Consider the following 17,419-nt stretch of genomic DNA (forward strand, 5'->3'; position numbering starts at 1 on the left):
GGTCGTTCGGGATCGACGGTATGCCGGTCGCGGCGCTGGTTTCCCGGCAATCAGACCGTCCAATCCTCCAGACGAAGGCCGGGCACGCGGGCGAACTCGCGGGTGTTGTTCGTCACGAGGACGAAGCCTTGAGACCGGGCGTGAGCCGCAATCATTGCGTCGTAAGGACCAATGGGCGTGCCAATTTTTGCCAGTTCCGCCCGGAGCTGGCTGGTGTGGGCGGCAGCGGCGCGATCGTAGTCGAGGACTTCAAGGCGAGCCAGGAAACCCTCAACGACGGCTTGATTGCGCGCGGGTGCGGCTGATTTCTCCGCACCGTAGATGAGTTCCATTGCGGTGATCGTGCTTACGCACAATTGTCCTTGCCGCAGATTGAAGGCTTGCCGCACCGCATCCGGCTTGCTCTTAATCGTGAAAATGCAGATGTTCGTATCGAGCATGAACTTCAGCATCAGAAGCCCTCGCGTGTCTGATCGCCAGGCTGCTCGCGGTCGACCAGATAGTCGGTGGTCACCGACTCGCCGTCGAACCATGTGTCCCAACTTTCGCCGGAGGGCACCAGCAGACGTGCGCGACCGATTGCGATGATGTCGACCCGCGTGACGTCAGGCGGCAACGCGACGGCCTTAGGCAGGCGCACTGCCTGGCTTCGGTTGCTCTTGAAAACAGATCCTTGGTCCACGGTATTCTCCTTGGGATATACGCTTGGAATATACATTGTAAGGTTGGCAAACGCCTGTACGCAATGAAGCCGATAGATGGCCCACTTGGCATTCAGCAGCCCTCGGTTTACTTTCGACGCTTATCAGCGACCGGAGCCATGCCGTGGCCGAAAACCCTCCCGCGAGGTCCATCAAGGCCGCGAAGCGTCCCAGCGCGCAGCCTGCCGAACCCGTCCTGCTGTCTGGCGGCAACCCGCAAATTCCCAAAGGCGAAGGCGATGGTCCGGTGCAAGCCTATATTGCGGCCATGCCGGGCTGGAAGCGCGACCTGGGCCGTCGGCTTGATGCGCTGATCGTGAAGGCCATTCCGGACGTGCATAAAGCCGTCAAATGGAATTCGCCGTTTTACGGTTTGAAGGGCGAGGGCTGGTTTCTCAGCCTTCATTGCTTCACCAAATACGTCAAAGTCGCCTTCTTCCGTGGGCAGTCGCTGCAGCCTGTGCCGCCCGGAGCCTCCAAGAGCCAGGACACGCGGTATCTGGATATCCGCGAAGACGATGTGCTGGACGAGGCTCAATTCAGCGATTGGGTCAGACAAGCCAGCCAGTTGCCGGGTGAACGGATGTAAGGGGGCAAGGCAGGGGCGGTGCGAGAGCGCAGTGGGCCCTCTGTGGACCGTTATCGCCGGCCCGTGCGAAACACTCGCAACAATAAATTACGCCCTTCGTGATGGGTCGTCAGCGCCCGCATGGCGCCGTCCGTGGCCCTCGGCATAGGCGCAGCCCGCGCCAGGGCTTGATTCCAGCGGGGCGTCCCTTCGCGCAGGCAAGCGGGGGCATGTCTAAAGGTGCGCGTGACGGCCGGCCGGGCCATGTTTCTTTGCGCGATCCGGTGGTTGCGGCGTCATTCCAAATCAGTAGGATGCGCGGTCACGCATCTGACTCTGCCTCATCCAAGGACCGATCCCATGACGCTGCCGCGACCGCGAGTTGCCCTTTCCGCCCTGATGCTTGCGCTCGCCTTGTCGGGGTGCGTGACCGTGCCGGATTCGCACGGCGAGGGCACCATGGATGATCCGCGCTATGCGCAGCTGCTGGACTTGATCGATAAGGCGCTGAAATCGAACATGGCGGTGGTGCTGGTGGCCGACGTGATGCCGCATGCCACGCTGAACGACGCGGAGTCCATGATGAAATGGACCGGCAATGTGATCTTCACGCATGAGCAGATGCCGAACATCACCTTCGGCCGCAAGTTCCAGAACAATGCGCTGCAACGCGACAAGGACGCCACGTATCTGTTCAAGGCGTTCGAGGTGCATATCTTGCCTCCCGGTAAATACCTGCTGACGGGTGGCGACGATTACAAGCTGAATGCCTTGCTGGACCAGGTGGGCGCGCGCAGCGGTCCGGCAGGCTCGGGGCGTGGCGCCAAGGGCACCGCGTATCTGTCGCCGGAGCTCTATCGCGAATACTACAAAGAGACCAACTGGCACGAAGGCACCACTGGCACCCAGCTCAAGACGCGCACGGTCTGCACGGCGGTGCATCGGGGCACGGGCGCCTGCGTCAGTTGGGGCGAAGAGCAATACACCGAGACCACGCAGGGCTCTCGCGCCGGCTATTACGAGCAAACGGATTCGCGGGACATTCCCGCAATCAAGGTGGCGTCGCGCCTTGCGCCGAAGCTGGCGCTGGGCAGCTTCACACTCAAGGGTGGCCACTTTGTGCTGAGTCAACGCGTGCACATGAAGACGCCCAGCTACCAGTACAAGCAGTCGGGTTGCCGCGCGGTCGATCCGAAGAAGATCGAGTGCCCCCTCGAAGACTTCACCGTCTATACGCGCCCGGCGCCCATGGACTTCACCCAGAAGCTCATCGCGCAGCGCGACCTGAGCGATGCGCACCGGCAACTGCTGTCCACCTTGCAACCCATGCAGATCACGCCATTGGGCAAGCAGGGCATGGAAGACCCGATCTGGGGCGTGCCGCTGTCGATAGGCAGCGGGAAGTAAGCTGTCGACCGTCTCTACTATCTAGAGAACTTCACACCGTGATCCGTCATCTGGTCCTTGCAGCATCGTTGGCCATCGCGAGCGGCGCTGCGGCGGCTGCGCCCTCGTTTAACTGCGCCAAAGCCACCACGCCGGTCGAAAAGTCGCTTTGCGGGAATTCCGTGCTGGGCGGCCAGGATGCGGCCATCGCGCAGCAATACAACGCGGTGCGCGGCAAGCTTGACGCCGATGCGGCCAAATCGCTGACTGCCGACCAGCGTTATTTCCTGAGCGTGCGCGACAGGGTCTATGCCGAACCTTTTTCGGGCAGCACGCCGTTCAAAGAGATCGCCACCAGCATGGATCACCGCCTGCGGTTCCTGAAGGCCATCAACCCGCAGCCGCCTGCCGGCTTTGTCGGCAAGTGGAAAAACATCGAAGGTGAAATCGAGATCACGCAGACCGCCGACGGCAAGCTGTTCGTGGCGGCCAACTCGGCCCAACCCTACAACGGCCGTTGGGTCTGCGATTTGAGCGGCAACGCGGACGTCTCGGGTGACACCCTGAACGTCACCTATCAGGACGGTGCGCCATGGGTGCTCGCGCTGACGCGCCGCGGCGCCGTCCTGGTGGTTCGCGAAGTGCCGCCCGCCGGTGGCAAAGACGACGGCTTCGGCCCGCCTTTTTGCGGCATGAACGGCAGCCTGTCCGGCGACTGGTTCGCGGTCCGCTGACCCGGGGCGCCTACTTGGCCGCGACCAGCGGGCAGCCGCCCTGGTTCAGCGGGCGGAACGCGTTCTCACCCGGGATGGTGCGCAGGATCTTGTAGTAGTCCCAGCGCGCTTTGGATTCCGAGGGCTTCTTCACTTCGACGAGGTACATGTCGTGCACCAGCCGGCCATCTTCGCGCAGGTAGGCGTTGCGGGCGAACATGTCGTCGATCTTCATGCCGCGGATTTGCTTCATGACGGCGTCGCCCTCTAGTGAGTTGCTTTCCTTCACGCCTTTCAGGAAGGTCAGCACGGAAGAGTAGACGCCGGCCTGCGCCATCGTGGGCACGCGCCCTTTCATGCGTTCCGCGTAGCGCTTGGTCCAGTCGCGCGTGCGATCGTCCATGTCCCAGTAAAAGCCGGTGGTCAGCACCAGGCCCTGCGCTTGCTCCAGGCCCACGCCGTCAACGTCGGTGATGAACATGAGCAGGCCGGCCAGCTTCTGGCCGCCTTTGATCAGGCCGAATTCATTGGCCTGCTTGATGGCCATCGTGGTGTCGCCGGAGGAATTGGCCAGCGCCACGATCTCGGCCTTGGAAGCCTGGGCCTGCAGCAGGAACGAGGAAAAGTCGTTTGAGGCGCGGGGATGCTTGACCGCGCCCAGCGTCTGGCCGCCGGCCTGTTTGACGGCGTTTTCCGTGTCGGCCTGCAAGGCATGGCCGAACGCGTAGTCGGCCGTCAGGAAGTACCACTTCTTGATGCCGGACTCCGTCAGTGCGCGGCCGGTGCCGTTGGCCAGCGCGTAGGTGTCGTAGGTCCATTGGGCGGTCGAGGCCGAGCAGGCTTTGCCCGTCAGGTCCGAGGTGCCGGCGGTCGAGGCCAGGAACGCGATGTTGGACGTGCGCGTGATTTCCTGCACGGCCAGCGCGACCGAGGAGGTCGGCACGTCGACGATGGCCTTCACGTTGTCCTGGTCGATCCAGCGGCGCGCGGTGGCGGAACCGATATCGGCCTTGTTCTGGTGATCGCTGGCGATGACTTCGATCTTGCGGCCCAGCACGGTGGACCCGAAGTCTTCGACGGCCATGCGGGCGGCTTCGACGGAGCCTTGGCCCGAGAGGTCGGCGTTCATGCCGGACAGGTCGGTCAGGACGCCGATGCGGATGGGCTTGTCGGACTGCGCATGCGCGGCCGGCAGCGCGAAGGCGCAGGCGACGAGCAGGGCGCTAAGCAGTGGTTTCATGTCTTTCCTCCAGGATGGGTGCCCGCTCTGAGGCGGGTCTAAAAGGCGGATCTAAACGGCAGTGGCGGGGGACAGCAGATGGCACAACAGGAATTGATCGGTCTGCGCGTGGGCGTAGGCGTTGGCGTCGAATTGGGCGTCGATGGCGCGTTTGGTCAGCCGCTGCGCCAGCGGCGGACAGGCGGCGGCTTCCCGCGCCAGGTCCGTGGCGGTGCGCAGCACTTCGCCGGTGGGGGTGACGCGGTCGGCCAGCCCCCAGTCTTCGGCGGTGCCGGCATCCAGCCGCAAGTCGGTGAAGAGCGCACGCTTGGCGCGCGCCGGGCCGACCAGGCTGGCCAGGCGGGGCAGCCCGCCCCAGGCCAGCGGCAGCCCCAGGCGCACCTCCGGCAGGCGTAGAAACGCGTCGGCGCCCAGCACGCGCCAGTCGCAAGCCAGCGCCAGCACGGCGCCGCCGCCGACCGCCGCGCCTTCGATGGCGGCGATGGTCACTTGAGGCAGCTCGCTCCAGGCGCGGCACAACGCCTCGCCGCGCGCCAACGCGCGCTGCGTCATCAAGGGATCGTCGTGGTTCCAGAGTGCGGGGTCTTTCAGGTCGATGCCCGCGCTAAAGACGGCGGGCGTGCCGGTCAGCACGACGGCGCGGACGCGGTCGTCGCGCGCCAGTTCGCCGGCGGCGTCGATCAAGGCGTCGATCGCCGCCAGATTCAGGGCGTTGGCCTTGCCGCCGCGGTCGTAGCGCACCACCGCCACGTCCTCGTCGCGCTCGATTGAAACCATGCTCATTCGCTGTCCTTGGCGTTTAGTTCGTGGATATACTACCAAGTATGTTGAAAGTCGCAAGACTTCGCCGGCTGTCTGGCAGGGAGTGTGCGGGTAAGTCCGCATTCGCCAGTCCTGGATAGCGGCGGAAAAGTCATGAAAAATAAAGCGAAATAACAAAACGAGGAGACGATTGATGAACGACGAGGCTCGGGCGGCCGTTCCCGAACGCCAGGTGTGCGTGCTGCGCTATCTGCTGGAGAGTCAGGCCAAAAAGATACCGGAAAGAATCTTCGTCCGTTTTTATGGCGGCCCAACGTGGACCTATGCGCAGACGTTGGCCCAGGTTCGCCAGCGCGCGGCCACGCTGCGCCGCGAAGGCGTCAAGCAGGGGGACCGGGTGCTGTGCTGGATGGGCAACGGGCCGGAGCTGCTGGCCAGTTGGTTCGCCATCAATTACCTGGGAGCGGTGTACGTGCCGCTGAACACGGCGCTGCGCGGCCGGCCCCTGGAGCACGTGCTGGAGAACGCCCAGGCTTCGCTGATGCTGGCGCATCGGGCGCTGGTCGAGCGCTTGCAGGCGCTGTCGCCCGGCGCGCTGACCCGCGTGCTGCTGACGGGCGAGGGCGCGGCGCCGCCCGCCGCGCCGCCCGGCGTGTCATTCGCGGGGCTGGTGGACGGGGTGGGGGAACCCGCGGCGGATCTGCTGGCGACCGAGGCGCCGATCGAACCCTGGGACATGCAGTCCATCATGTACACGTCCGGGACCACGGGTCTGTCCAAGGGTGTCGTCACGTCCTACGTGCAGCTCTACACCATGGGGCCAGACGCCTTCGATTGCATCACCCCGGATGATCGCTGCATGATCGCGGGCCCCATTTTTCACTGCGGCAGCACTCTGTACGTGTACGCGATGCTGGCCTACGGCGGATCGATCGCCATGGTGCCGGAGTTCCGTACTGCTGAGTTCTGGGACGCGATCCGCGATACCGAGAGTACGGTGGTGCTGTTGCTGGGCGTCATGGCCAACTTCCTGCTCAAGCAGCCGCCGTCGCCGCGCGACCGCGAGCACACCCTGAAGAAGGCGTTCATCGTGCCGTTCGGGGAAGACGCCCCGGCATTCCAGGCGCGTTTCGGCGTGGACTTGTACACGGTCTACAACATGACTGAAATCGCCAGCCCCTTGAGCGCCGGCCCCGGGCTGACCGAAGCGGGCCGCTGCGGCAAGCCGCGGCCGTGGTTCGAGCTGCGCGTGGGCGACGCGCAGGACCGCGCGGTGCCGGACGGCCAGGTGGGCGAACTGCTGATCCGGTCGCATCGGCCCTGGGCGTTGTTCACCGGCTATTACCGCAATCCCGACGCCACCGCCGCATCAATGCGCAATGGCTGGTTCCATACGGGCGACGCGTTCCGGCGCGACGCAGCGGGCACGTTCTTCTTCGTGGACCGCTTGAAGGACGTGATCCGCCGGCGGGGCGAGAACATCTCGTCGTTCGAGCTGGAGGGCGAGATCTGCGCGCATCCTGCTGTGCGCGAGGCCGTGGCCGTGGCGGTGCCTAGCGAGCACGGGGAGGACGAAGTGCTGGCGGTGGTGACGGCCGTAGAGGGGGCGCAGGTGGAGCCCGGCGCGTTGATCGGCTGGCTGGCCGAGCGCGTGCCGCACTACATGGTGCCGCGCTATGTAAGGGTGGTCGAGGAGTTGCCAAAGACCGCCAGCGGCAAGCTGCAAAAGCACGTGCTGCGCAGCGAGGGACTGGCCGACGGTACGTGGGACCGGGATGCGGCGGGCATACGACTGCGCCGCGAACGGCTGGCGTGAAGGGGGGGGCGTCCTCTGCCCCGAGACGGGGCGGGGCCGCCGCCTTCAGGCGCGGGCGCCCAGGCCGGCGATGATGGTGTGGACGACCTTGTTGGCCAGGATTTCGCGGTCGTCGCGTGTTTCGCCCAGGCGCGGCCGGTACCAGACGGCCAGCCAATTGATGGCGCCCAGCGCCGCCTTGACCGCGACCGAGACGTCGTCAATGGCCAGCGACCCGTCTTCCACGCCTTCGTAGGCCACACGCTTGAACAGCGCTTCGAAGTCGTCGCGGATGGTCATGAGTTCGGCCAGCGTCTGGCGCTGGGCCGGTGTGGTGGCGCCCAGGCGGTGCATGTGCACGCCCTGCACCACGACCGTTTCGAACGCCAGGTTCTCCATCATCGACAGCGCATGGTGCTTGAGCATCAGCGCCAGCCGGTGCGCGGCGGTGCCTTTTTCCTTCATCACCGGGCGCACCGCTTCGAAATTGCGCCGCATGCCTTCGCGGTGCACGTCGAAAAACAGATCGGTCTTGGACCGGTAGTAGTGATAGACCCGGCCCTTGGTGGCCCCCAGCCGGCGCGCGACGTCGTCGATGCTGGAGGCGTGGAACCCTTGCTCCATGAAGCACTCGGCCGCCGCGGTCAGCAGTTCGATATTGCCCATGCCGTCATCGCGTGCAGCCGTCACCGTAGGTTCCCCATTCATGCGCCTTTCTCCATCCATGCGTTGCGGCAAAGCGCCAGTTTAGCCAATTGCCTGTCCCCACACCGTGTGGCGGGCGGGTTTGCACGGACTCGCGGGACGGTCCGACCGGCTGTACAAATCAGAAAATCGAAGTTTATACTACTCGGTATGTTTTCGCGTCCTGATGCGCCCATGTGGCGGTCCGCGACGCGCCCGTTTCTCGCCATTCCTTTGCTGCCCATGACCACAGACCTTGTTCAAGCCCCTTCCAGCCCTCAAGCCCTGGCCGACCAGGTGTCGCAGGAAATCGGCGTGTCGGAGTGGGTGACCATTTCGCAGGCGCAGGTGGACCTGTTCGCCGACGCGACGGGCGACCACCAGTTCATCCATGTGGATCCGGCACGCGCCGCCCGTGAAAGCGCCTTCGGCGGGCCGATCGCGCATGGTTTTTTGTCGTTGTCGTTGCTGACCGCGCTGAGCCAGAAGGTGTTGCCGACCTTCGAGGGCGCCATCGGCATCAATTACGGCTTCGACAAGGTCCGTTTCCTGACGCCGGTGCCGGTGGGCGCGCGGGTGCGCGGCCGATTCGTGCTGAGCGAGTTCACGCCGCGCAACGCGCGTGAGTTCACCACCCGGTATGCCGTCACCGTCGAGATCGAGGGCGCCGCGCGTCCCGCGCTGGTGGCCGACTGGATCACCATGACCATTCTTCAAGGATGAACCCCATGAGCATTCGCTTCGATGAACGCGTCGCCATCGTGACCGGCGCCAGCCAGGGGCTGGGCCGCAGCCATGCGCTGCAGTTGGCCGCGCGCGGCTGCCGCGTGGTGGTCAACGACTTCGGGGGCGCGGCGCAGGCCGTGGCCGACGAGATCCTGGCCGCGGGCGGCCAGGCCATCGCCGATGGCGGCAACGTCTGCGACAGCGCTGCCATGGACGCCATGGTGGCGCGGGCGATGAATGCCTGGGGCCGCGTCGATATCCTGATCAACAATGCCGGCATCCTGCGCGACAAGACCTTCGCCAAGATGAGCGCCGACGATTTCAACGCAGTGATCGACGTGCATCTGCTGGGCTCGGCCAACTGCGCGCGTGCCGTGTGGCCGATCATGCGCGAGCAGCGCTACGGCCGTATCCTGATGACCACGTCCACGTCGGGCATGTATGGCAATTTCGGCCAGTCTAACTATGGCGCCGCGAAAGCGGGTGTGGTCGGCCTGATGAACGTGCTGCACCTGGAAGGCCAGAAGCATGGCATTCACGTCAATGCGCTGGTGCCCACCGCCGCCACTCGCATGACGGCCGAAATGTTCGATGCGGACGCGCTGCGGGCGCTGGACCCGGCCTATGTGACGCCCGCCGCCCTGTTCCTGGTGGCCGAGGCCGCGCCCAGCCGCACGGCGCTGCTGGCCGGCGCGGGGACCTATGCGCGCCTTGCCATCGTGGAAAGCGAAGGCGTCTATTTTCCTGAAGGCGAACGCACGCCCGAAAGCATTGCCGCGCATTTCGACGAGATCGCCAGCCTGGCCCGCATGATCGAGCCGCCCGAGGGCCTGGCGCACGTCGCCCGCATTTTGAAGCGCGCGCAGGAGGCGGCATGAACGCCCATGCCCCGTCGCAATCCCCCACGCAGCCGCCACGCGCGGCGCCGCACGCCCGAAGCGAGTATCCGCGCCTGCTGCCGATGACCACGCGTTTACGCGACATCGACGTCTATGGCCATATGAACAACGTGGTCTACAACGAATACTTCGATACGGCGGTCAACCAGACGCTGGTTGAACTGGGCGTGCTGGACCTGAACAAGAGCGACGTGATCGGCCTGGTGGTGCATAGCCAGACCTCGTACTTCCGTCCCGTGTCGTTTCCCGACCGCGTCGTATTGGGGTTGCGCGTGGGCCGCCTGGGCCGCACCAGCGTGACCTATGAGTTCGCGCTGTTCCGCGGCGAAGACGGGACTGCAGCCGCACAGGGCAGCTACACCCACGCGTATGTCGACCGCGCCAGCAACCAGCCTGTTGAATTGCCGCCTGTCTTGCGGCGCGCGCTGGAGCCGTTGTTGCGCGTGTCGGCGCCCGCCTGAACGGCCGCCCAGGAGCGATCGTGATCGACCACACCCTGCCCCGCGTCACGTACTCGAACATCCACACGGACTTCTCCGCCGTGCATGACCTGCTGGACAAGCGGCTGCCTGACTTCGAGTCGCGCATGCTGGGGTTGGATTACCGGCATCGCTTCGATGGACGCGCGGTGGCGGGCGAGCCCTTGCAGGAGTCGTATTCGCCGATCGATCACTGGTTGCTGGTCGGACGTTTTCCCAGCGCGGGCGCGGACACGGTCGACCAGGCGATTGCCAGTGCGCGCCGCGCCCAACCAGCCTGGGCCGCGCGGGGGTGGGCGGCGCGCATCGCCGTGCTGCGCCGGTTGGCGATGGTGCTGTCGGAACGCAAGTATGACTTCGCCATGGCGACGATGATCGAAATCGGCAAGTCGCGGCTGGAAGCGCTGGGCGAAGCTGAGGAAGCCGTCGACCTGATCCGCTATTACTGCGATCAGGCAGAACGCAGCGACGGCTACCGGCAGCCACTGGCGCGCGCCTTCGACAATGAAAGCACGCACGACGTGTTGCGCCCCTACGGCGTGTTCGCGGTGATCGCGCCCTTCAACTTCCCGCTGGCGTTGTCCGTGAACATGGTGTGCGCGGCACTGCTGGCAGGTAATGCCGTGGTCTACAAGCCGTCGCCCCGCGCCGCGCTGACCGGCGCGTTGCTGTTGAGCGCCTGCGACGGTGCCGGCGTGCCGTCGGGCTGCGTGAATGGCGTATTCGGCGGGGCGCAGACGGGCGCGATGCTGGCGCATCACGCGGGCGTCGACGGCTATGCGTTCACGGGCAGCCTTGAAGTGGGCATGGATTTGCTGCAGGCGGTGGCGTCGGGCCGCCATGCGCGGCCCGTCATCGCAGAGATGGGCGGGAAGAACCCGACCTACGTCACCGCCAGCGCCGATCTGGATACGGCCGTGCAAGGCGTGGTGCGTTCTGCCTTCGGGTTGCAAGGGCAAAAGTGTTCGGCGGGGTCCAAGGTCTATGCGCACGCCAGCATCCACGACGCCTTCCTGGACCGGCTTTGCGCCGCCACGGAGGACGTGTCCGTGGGCGACCCGCGCGAGCGCGGCGTCTTCATGGGGCCCGTGATCGACGAAGCAGCGTGGCGGCGCTACCGCACGGCCTGCGAAGACGTCAGGGCGGCCGGCCGGCTATTGGCGGGCGGACGCCGCCTGAGCGCGGGCGAGCTGGCCTATGGCCATTATGTGCGGCCCGCTGTCGCGGCCGGTTTGCCGGCCGACCACCGGCTGAACCGCAAGGAACTCTTCCTGCCCTTCGTCTCGGTGCTGCCGTTCACCGATTTCGACGTAGCGCTCGACGACGGCAATGCGGTGGACTACGGCCTGACCGCCGGCTGCTATGCGCAAGAGCAGGATGAGATCGACAGGTTCCTGAACCGGGCCCAGGCGGGTGCCTTGTATGTGAACCGGGCCAGCGGAGCGACCACGGGCGCCTGGCCGGGCATCCAGACGTTCTGCGGCTGGAAGGGTTCAGGCATGACCGGCAAGGGCGGCCTGGGGCCGTACTACGTCGCCCAATTCGCACGCGAACAAAGCCACACCGTCTGGCATCGCTAAGACACAGGAAACCATCATGAGAGAAGCCGTCATCGTTTCAACCGCCCGCACGCCCATCGGCCGGGCCTATCGCGGCGCGTTCAACGACACGACCGCGCCTACGCTGGGCGGCCACGCGATCTCGCACGCCGTGGCGCGCGCGGGGGTGGCGCCGGGCGAGGTCGAGGACGTGATCCTGGGCGCCGCCTTGCAGCAAGGAACGACGCACATGAACGTGGCGCGCCAGGCGGCACTGCGCGCGGGCCTGCCCGCGCAGGTGCCCGCGATGACGCTGGACCGGCAATGCGCGTCAGGGCTGATGGCGATTGCCACGGCCGCGCGGCAAGTGACGCAGGAAGGCATGGATATCGTCGTGGCCGGAGGCCTGGAGTCGATCTCGCTGGTGCAGAACGACACGATGAATCGCCACCGCTGGTTCGACGAGGCGCTGATGCGCGAGCAACCCGAAATCTTCATGAGCATGCTGGAAACGGCCGAGATCGTGGCCAGCCGCTATGGCATTCCCCGCGCCGCGCAGGACGCGTATGCGTTGCGCTCGCAGCAACGTACGGCCGCCGCGCAGGCCGCCGGGCGCTTCGACGACGAGATCGTGCCGCTTGCCGCCGTCATGCTGGTGACGGACCGCGCAACAGGCCAGACGTCGGCCCAGTCGATGACCTTGGCGCGCGACGAAGGCAACCGCCCGGATACCTCGCTGGACAGCCTGGCGAAGCTGCAACCCGTCTTCAAGAACGGCCAGCGGTTGGAGGCCGGCCAGCACATCACCGCCGGCAATTCGTCGCAGCTCTCGGACGGTGCATCGGCCTGCGTGGTCATGGAAGCCGCCGAGGCGCGCCGGCGGGGCCTGAAGCCGCTGGGCACTTACCGCGGCATGGCGGTCGCCGGCTGCGGCCCCGAAGAAATGGGCATCGGGCCGGTGCATGCCGTGCCGCGCCTGTTGGCGCGGCACGGCTTGAAGGTCGACGATATCGGCCTGTGGGAACTGAACGAGGCCTTTGCCTGCCAGGTGCTGTATTGCCGCGATCAACTCGGCATTCCGGACGAGCGCCTGAACGTCAACGGCGGCGCCATTTCCATCGGCCATCCCTACGGGATGTCGGGGGCGCGCATGGCGGGGCACGCGCTGATCGAAGGCCGCCGGCGCGGTGTGCGCTATGCGGTGGTGACGATGTGCGTGGGCGGCGGCATGGGCGCAGCCGGCCTGTTCGAAATCACTCCCTGAGGGGATGGCCGCAGGGCGTTATTTCGCGACGTTCTCGTCGTCCACGGTCAGCCCGCCGTCTTTCATGATGCCTTGCGCGATCTCTTCGGCGCTCTTGCCGGCAAAGCCGTGTTCGCCTGCCGTGATGCGGAAGCTGTCGCCTTCCAGCGGGCTTTGCAAGGTGGCGGACGTGAGCAGCACGCCGTTTGACCGCAGCTGAATGCGTTTGCCCACGCGGTTGCGGGTGAAGTCGGCCAGGGCCTTTTGGCTATCGGGTTTCAATGCCACGTCAACGACGCGGGCGCCGGTGTGCGGGTCGGCGCTGGGCGTGGCGCTGGCGGCTTGCAGCGTGACGGTTTCGGCGTGCGCGGCCAAGGGCAGCGACAAGGCCAGGGCGGCGGCGCAGGCCAGATGCTTCATCAAGGGCATGGCAGTTTCCTTTGGCGGGGACAATAGCTCCATCCTAGCCGAAGTGCGCCGCGCCGACGAGTTCAGGGCCGGCCGGGCGTACGCATGACCGGCGGGCGCATCCAGGGCATTTCGGGCAGCCCCTGTATCTGCGGCATACCTGGGGCGGGCATGCCCAGGGGATTGAGCGCAGCGTCTTGCAGCACGCTGATCCATTCCTGCGGGTTCATCGGTTCGCCCATGCGCGCACGCACGTCCAGCAGGTCGAGCGCGGCGCGGCGGTGGCCGGCTTCCGCGGCCTCGCGGAACAGGCGTTCAGCCACGTTGTAGTTCTTGGGCACGCCCCGGCCCATGCCGGTCAGTTCGCCCAGGTACGTTTGCGCGGGGGCGAAGCCCTGGTCGGCAGCGCGCTGATACCACCGGGCCGCCACCTTGTAGTCCTGCTCCACGTGTTCGCCGTTTTCGGCGATGAGGCCCAATGTGGTCATGGCGACCACGTCACCCGCTTTGGCACGCGCTTGCAGCGAGGCCAGCCTGGGCTCGTCCAAGTACTTCGCGCCCCGTTCAATTTCAAATTCCCACGCGCTCATGCGCGCCTTGATCAAGTCGCGGCCCAACGTGGGCGAGGGACCGCGGCCGGCTTGCCCGGGCTTGCCACCCGGCACGGCGGGCGTCTGGCCGTCGGCCAGTGTGGTGAAGGTGACCGTGCCCACCAGGCTGCTGGCGTAGTGCGGAATCTGCCGGTAGGCGGTGGCGACTTGCACATCGCCTGTCAGCTGCTTGAAGAAATTCTCGACCGGGGCGGACGCGGGCAGGGAGTCCAGGCCTTGCGCGAAGTAATACGCGTACGGGCTATGGCGCGGCCCTTCGTTGCCAAAGCCGTCTTCGGCCGTGGCGCCAGGCTGCGTCGAAAACGCGATCAGTTCGCCGCCCGCCGGCACGGTGTGAACCAGGCCCGCCGAGGGGGCGCCGCGCGTGAGATTCGTGCGGCACGCGTCCAGCACCATCAGCCTGGCGCGCACGTCGGCCCGGCGCAGCGCCTGCGACACGCGCTTGATGCTCAGCGAGCTTTGCTGTGCGGTGCGGATGCGGACTTCGCCCAGGGGCAACGCCAGGTCCACGCCAAACAGATAGTTCACATCGTCCACGGCCACCGCATGGCCGGCAAAGTACACCAGCGCCAGATCAGCGTCTTTCGCGCGTGTGGCGAACTCGTCGACGGCGGTTTCCATTTGGGCGGTGGTCAGGTCGGTAAGCAGCGTGACGTCGAACTGCCGCTTGCGCAGCGACTCGGCGATCAGGCGAGCGTCGTTGACCGGGTTGACCAGCGCGTTGGCGGGCACCGCGTAGCGGGCGTTGCCGATGACCAGCGCGTAGCGACGCTTGGCGGCGGTGGGTGCGGGGTTGGCCATCACGCCCGCGTGCAGCGGCAACAGACCCGCGCCCAACATGGCGGCAAGCAGCCGTCGGCGGGTCAAGGGCATCGCCTCGGACTTTGCAACCGGAAACGGATTCGTCTTCATGCCTGGCCTCATTGACGGGGGCAAACGCCGGCCGGGCCGGGGGTAGCGGACAGCACGCCCAGCGCGTGGGCGGCGTCTTGCAACGAAGATTCGCGCGCGGCGCTCAGCACGTATCGGCCGTCGGCGTCGGGGCCGTCCACAATCGACACGTCGTACTGGGACAAGGTGTTGCGCAGCTGTTTGGCGGTGAGCGCGTCGGGCAGGTCCACCACCAGGCGCGGGCAGGAGCCGCCGCCGCGCGTCAGCACGCCGTCGGACGCGGGCAAATCCGGCGACACGTCCAGAGGCGCTTGCTGCACCACCATGACCGACAGCATGATCGCCAGCGCCCAGCCCAGCGGCATCAGCGGGCTGGCGGGCGTGGGCCATCGCCATTGCCACAACCGGCGGGCGCGGGACGGCAAGGGCTGCGCGGGGGGCGGGCGTTCGGCCAAGGCGCGCAGGAACGCGGAATCGCGGTCGGCCCGGCCGATGTCGTTATGGGCCAGTTGGCGCGCCTGGGCCAGGTTGCGCCATTCGTCGACCTCGGCTTGCAGGGCGGGGTTGCGCGCCATGTCGGTTTCGAAGGCGCGGCGGGCGTCGCCGTCGAGCTCGCCCGACAAATAGGACAGCACTCGGTCTTCAGACATGATCAGTCCATTCCTTTGCGCGTGCATTCGGCCACGAGCTTGCGTGCGGCGTGCAGGCGGCTTTTGACGGTAGGCACGTGCAAGTCCTGTTGGCGGGCGATCTGCTCCATGGGTATCTCGTCCAGATACAGGAACATCGTGGCGCGCAGGGTGTCACTCAGTTTGTTCAGGCAATCGCGCATCCGCTTGACGAGCGACAGGTGCTCGTACGCGTGTGCGGGGTCGGCGAAGGGGGAGGGGTCCCCCACGTCTTCGGCGTCGTCGAAGATGTTGTCGTCCTGTCCGCCGTCGCCTTCGGGCCGGGTCCACTGCACTTCAAGCCGCGTGCGCCGATGCATCTGGATCAGTTCGTGCAGCGAGCCCCGATACAGATAGCCGCCCAGCTTGCTGACCGCAAGTTCGTGCGCGGCCCACCCGCCGGCCGGCTGGCCGTGCTGGAAGCCTTCGTCCTTGAACGTGCGCGTTTGCAGGAACTTCATGAGCGCGTTATTGAAGGCGTCCACCACGCCTTCGGGCGAGGTGTTGAAGAATTTCTTGCGCAGCTTCAACGTGATGTGCTGCTCGGCCTTGTTGCGGAATTCCAGCGCGTAGCGGGGATCGGCATGCATGATGCGCAGCAGCGCGTCGACGTTGTTGATGACGTAGCGCTTGGGGTCGAGCGTGTTCATGGTTCAGATTCTTGGTGTCGAACTGGACGCGGAACGTCAGCCCATCGGCGGAAAATGCCGCAGCCCTCCGGGGCGAGGGCTGCGGCACCTTAGCCGCGCAGGGGCGGAAAATCAAGCGCGGCGGCGCAGCACGGCAACGCCGCGGACGGTGAAGGCCACGACGATGGCCAACGACAGGTAAAAGCCGAAACCGAAGCTCAGGCTGCTCCACAATGACGACGCCATATCGCCGGCCATGTTGCGGCTGGCGCGGGAGTTGCCCATGAAGCCGGCGAACTGGCGGGTGGCGTCCATGATTTCGCGCACTTGCGAGACCACGCCGGCCAATACGATCAGCCACAAGGCCAGCGGCACGAAATAGCCGAACCGGGCGGCGCGGTGTGGCAGCAGGGACGGCAGCAACGGGCCGACGACCGCCAGCAGCCACAACAGTGCATAGATGCCGGCGCCCGTGCCGTGCGCGCCCTGGATATTGCCGCCGTTCTGCATGCGCAGCATGTCATAGAAGCTGAGGCTGGCGTTCGAGCCCATGATGCGCACCGTGATCACCGAAAACACCGTGGTGGCCAGCAGGAACAGCAGCGCGCCTGCAGCGTCGCCCCGATTGACGCGCTGGGCGGCGGTGGCGGCCCAGCGGGCGCCGTGGGTCTTGGCCTGGTTCAATACGTCGCGTGCCTCTTTGCCTTGCATGGTCTTTCCTTTTTGGTTCGGGCGGGGATGCCTGTATCTGTCGCTATGCGCGGCGCACGAAAAGGTTCGATTTATTTTTCGAAGAAATTTTTCGAACCTTTCCCGGCTTGGTGCGTAGCAGGGGACAAGGGCGCGGATTTTCCCGCCGCCATCCATCCACACGGAGAGTCGAAATATGTCCAACCCCACCCCGCTGACCGCCCTGTACCAGACCGTGGTGCAAGAAGAACTGGGCCTGGTCGCCCGTATTGATGAAGATGGCGACGTGCTGTTTCGCTACCCCGACCTGGGCACCATGTTCTTCAGCCTGAGCGAGTCGGATCCGGAATTCCTGCGCCTGGTCTACCCGAGCTTCGTGGACGCGGATGAACTGGGCCTGACCCGTGCGCAACTGCTGGAAGTGGTCAATGCGGTGAACAACCGCTGCAAGGCGGTCAAGCTGAGCCTGCAGCAAGACCGCGGTCCGAAGCCTGGACGCGTGTCGGCATCCGTAGAGAGCTTTGTTGCCCCGTCCGATACGCTGCCCGCCGAAGTGCTCTTGCGCGCCATCGTGACGCGTTGCGTGTCGGCCATCCGCCACTGCGCTGGCGAACTGGTGAAAGACGCGCTGGAACTCAAGCAGGCCGCTGCGGGTTGAGACGCGCGCCGGCCGCGCGGAATTGAAACAACCCTGGCCCTGCGCTGTAACTTTGAGATACATTGCAGGGCTTTGACGGAAATTGCGCCTTGCCGCTGCGCGATATCCGGCCACCATCATGATGTCGATG

At 65.8% G+C, this 17,419-nt stretch carries 20 protein-coding genes; 10 read left to right on the forward strand and 10 right to left on the reverse strand.

The window, feature by feature from the left end; all coding sequences use genetic code 11:
* Positions 1–50: 50 nt before the first annotated feature.
* Entirely contained in the window at positions 51–452 is a 402-nt protein-coding gene (gene vapC / locus AC3WMU_RS13040) for a type II toxin-antitoxin system tRNA(fMet)-specific endonuclease VapC (RefSeq protein ID WP_492282444.1), read from the reverse strand.
* Positions 452–682 carry a type II toxin-antitoxin system VapB family antitoxin gene (gene vapB / locus AC3WMU_RS13045; protein ID WP_006227461.1) on the reverse strand — a complete coding sequence of 77 codons (231 nt, stop codon included), beginning with the start codon at positions 680–682 and terminating at the stop codon, positions 452–454. Before vapB ends, vapC begins: the two co-directional genes overlap by 1 nt.
* A 170-nt stretch (positions 683–852) precedes the next feature.
* Between vapB and AC3WMU_RS13050 the strand changes: the two genes are divergently transcribed.
* The 3 genes from AC3WMU_RS13050 to AC3WMU_RS13060 all read left to right on the forward strand — a co-directional run bounded on the left by AC3WMU_RS13050 (position 853) and on the right by AC3WMU_RS13060 (position 3,389).
* Complete coding sequence (locus AC3WMU_RS13050) at positions 853–1,290, forward strand: DUF1801 domain-containing protein (protein WP_315140026.1); 438 nt, start codon at positions 853–855, stop codon at positions 1,288–1,290.
* A 339-nt stretch (positions 1,291–1,629) separates the two neighbouring features.
* Entirely contained in the window at positions 1,630–2,676 is a 1,047-nt protein-coding gene (locus AC3WMU_RS13055; RefSeq protein ID WP_492282445.1) for a hypothetical protein, read from the forward strand.
* 38 nt (positions 2,677–2,714) lie between these two features.
* Entirely contained in the window at positions 2,715–3,389 is a 675-nt protein-coding gene (locus AC3WMU_RS13060; protein ID WP_492282446.1) for a lysozyme inhibitor LprI family protein, read from the forward strand.
* A gap of 10 nt (positions 3,390–3,399) precedes the next feature.
* On the opposite strand, the gene AC3WMU_RS13065 is transcribed toward AC3WMU_RS13060, so the two are convergent.
* Complete coding sequence (locus tag AC3WMU_RS13065) at positions 3,400–4,608, reverse strand: ABC transporter substrate-binding protein (protein ID WP_088588803.1); 1,209 nt, start codon at positions 4,606–4,608, stop codon at positions 3,400–3,402.
* A 51-nt stretch (positions 4,609–4,659) separates the two neighbouring features.
* Positions 4,660–5,391, reverse strand: a complete 732-nt coding sequence (locus AC3WMU_RS13070) for an enoyl-CoA hydratase/isomerase family protein (protein WP_280029981.1) — start codon at positions 5,389–5,391, stop codon at positions 4,660–4,662.
* Between the two features lie 172 nt (positions 5,392–5,563).
* Between AC3WMU_RS13070 and AC3WMU_RS13075 the strand changes: the two genes are divergently transcribed.
* The gene (locus AC3WMU_RS13075) at positions 5,564–7,186 is read left to right on the forward strand and encodes an AMP-binding protein (protein ID WP_424625587.1); all 1,623 of its coding nucleotides are present in this window, start codon (positions 5,564–5,566) and stop codon (positions 7,184–7,186) included.
* A 45-nt stretch (positions 7,187–7,231) separates the two neighbouring features.
* On the opposite strand, the gene AC3WMU_RS13080 is transcribed toward AC3WMU_RS13075, so the two are convergent.
* Entirely contained in the window at positions 7,232–7,873 is a 642-nt protein-coding gene (locus tag AC3WMU_RS13080; RefSeq protein WP_006225908.1) for a TetR/AcrR family transcriptional regulator, read from the reverse strand.
* Positions 7,874–8,092: 219 nt separating this feature from the next.
* Here AC3WMU_RS13080 and AC3WMU_RS13085 point away from each other — a divergent pair, with 219 nt between their 5' ends.
* Genes AC3WMU_RS13085 through AC3WMU_RS13105 form a run of 5 tightly spaced genes read left to right on the forward strand, consistent with a single transcriptional unit; the run spans position 8,093 to position 12,755 of the window.
* Complete coding sequence (locus tag AC3WMU_RS13085; RefSeq protein ID WP_035213629.1) at positions 8,093–8,572, forward strand: MaoC family dehydratase; 480 nt, start codon at positions 8,093–8,095, stop codon at positions 8,570–8,572.
* Between the two features lie 5 nt (positions 8,573–8,577).
* Positions 8,578–9,453, forward strand: coding sequence for an SDR family NAD(P)-dependent oxidoreductase (locus AC3WMU_RS13090; protein ID WP_454678018.1), 876 nt, complete (start codon positions 8,578–8,580; stop codon positions 9,451–9,453).
* Positions 9,450–9,935 (forward strand): acyl-CoA thioesterase, encoded by a 486-nt coding sequence (locus AC3WMU_RS13095; protein WP_492282447.1) that lies wholly within the window; start codon positions 9,450–9,452, stop codon positions 9,933–9,935. Before AC3WMU_RS13090 ends, AC3WMU_RS13095 begins: the two co-directional genes overlap by 4 nt.
* A gap of 20 nt (positions 9,936–9,955) precedes the next feature.
* Complete coding sequence (locus tag AC3WMU_RS13100; protein ID WP_492282448.1) at positions 9,956–11,533, forward strand: aldehyde dehydrogenase family protein; 1,578 nt, start codon at positions 9,956–9,958, stop codon at positions 11,531–11,533.
* A gap of 16 nt (positions 11,534–11,549) precedes the next feature.
* Positions 11,550–12,755: an acetyl-CoA C-acyltransferase gene (locus AC3WMU_RS13105; protein ID WP_006225913.1), complete on the forward strand. Its 1,206-nt coding sequence runs from the start codon at positions 11,550–11,552 to the stop codon at positions 12,753–12,755.
* Between the two features lie 18 nt (positions 12,756–12,773).
* Here AC3WMU_RS13105 and AC3WMU_RS13110 read toward each other — a convergent pair whose 3' ends face one another.
* The 5 genes from AC3WMU_RS13110 to AC3WMU_RS13130 form a co-directional block, all read right to left on the reverse strand.
* Positions 12,774–13,163, reverse strand: a complete 390-nt coding sequence (locus tag AC3WMU_RS13110; protein WP_088588811.1) for a SecDF P1 head subdomain-containing protein — start codon at positions 13,161–13,163, stop codon at positions 12,774–12,776.
* Between the two features lie 62 nt (positions 13,164–13,225).
* Complete coding sequence (locus AC3WMU_RS13115; RefSeq protein WP_006225915.1) at positions 13,226–14,665, reverse strand: caspase family protein; 1,440 nt, start codon at positions 14,663–14,665, stop codon at positions 13,226–13,228.
* Between the two features lie 8 nt (positions 14,666–14,673).
* Positions 14,674–15,294, reverse strand: a complete 621-nt coding sequence (locus tag AC3WMU_RS13120; protein WP_492282449.1) for a hypothetical protein — start codon at positions 15,292–15,294, stop codon at positions 14,674–14,676.
* A 2-nt stretch (positions 15,295–15,296) separates the two neighbouring features.
* Positions 15,297–15,962, reverse strand: coding sequence for an RNA polymerase sigma factor (locus AC3WMU_RS13125; protein WP_492282450.1), 666 nt, complete (start codon positions 15,960–15,962; stop codon positions 15,297–15,299).
* A gap of 111 nt (positions 15,963–16,073) precedes the next feature.
* Complete coding sequence (locus AC3WMU_RS13130; protein ID WP_492282451.1) at positions 16,074–16,652, reverse strand: hypothetical protein; 579 nt, start codon at positions 16,650–16,652, stop codon at positions 16,074–16,076.
* A gap of 175 nt (positions 16,653–16,827) precedes the next feature.
* Here AC3WMU_RS13130 and AC3WMU_RS13135 point away from each other — a divergent pair, with 175 nt between their 5' ends.
* Positions 16,828–17,289, forward strand: a complete 462-nt coding sequence (locus AC3WMU_RS13135) for a hypothetical protein (RefSeq protein ID WP_088588816.1) — start codon at positions 16,828–16,830, stop codon at positions 17,287–17,289.
* Positions 17,290–17,419 lie beyond the last annotated feature (130 nt).

Source organism: Achromobacter sp. FW305-C-13, from assembly GCF_058783475.1.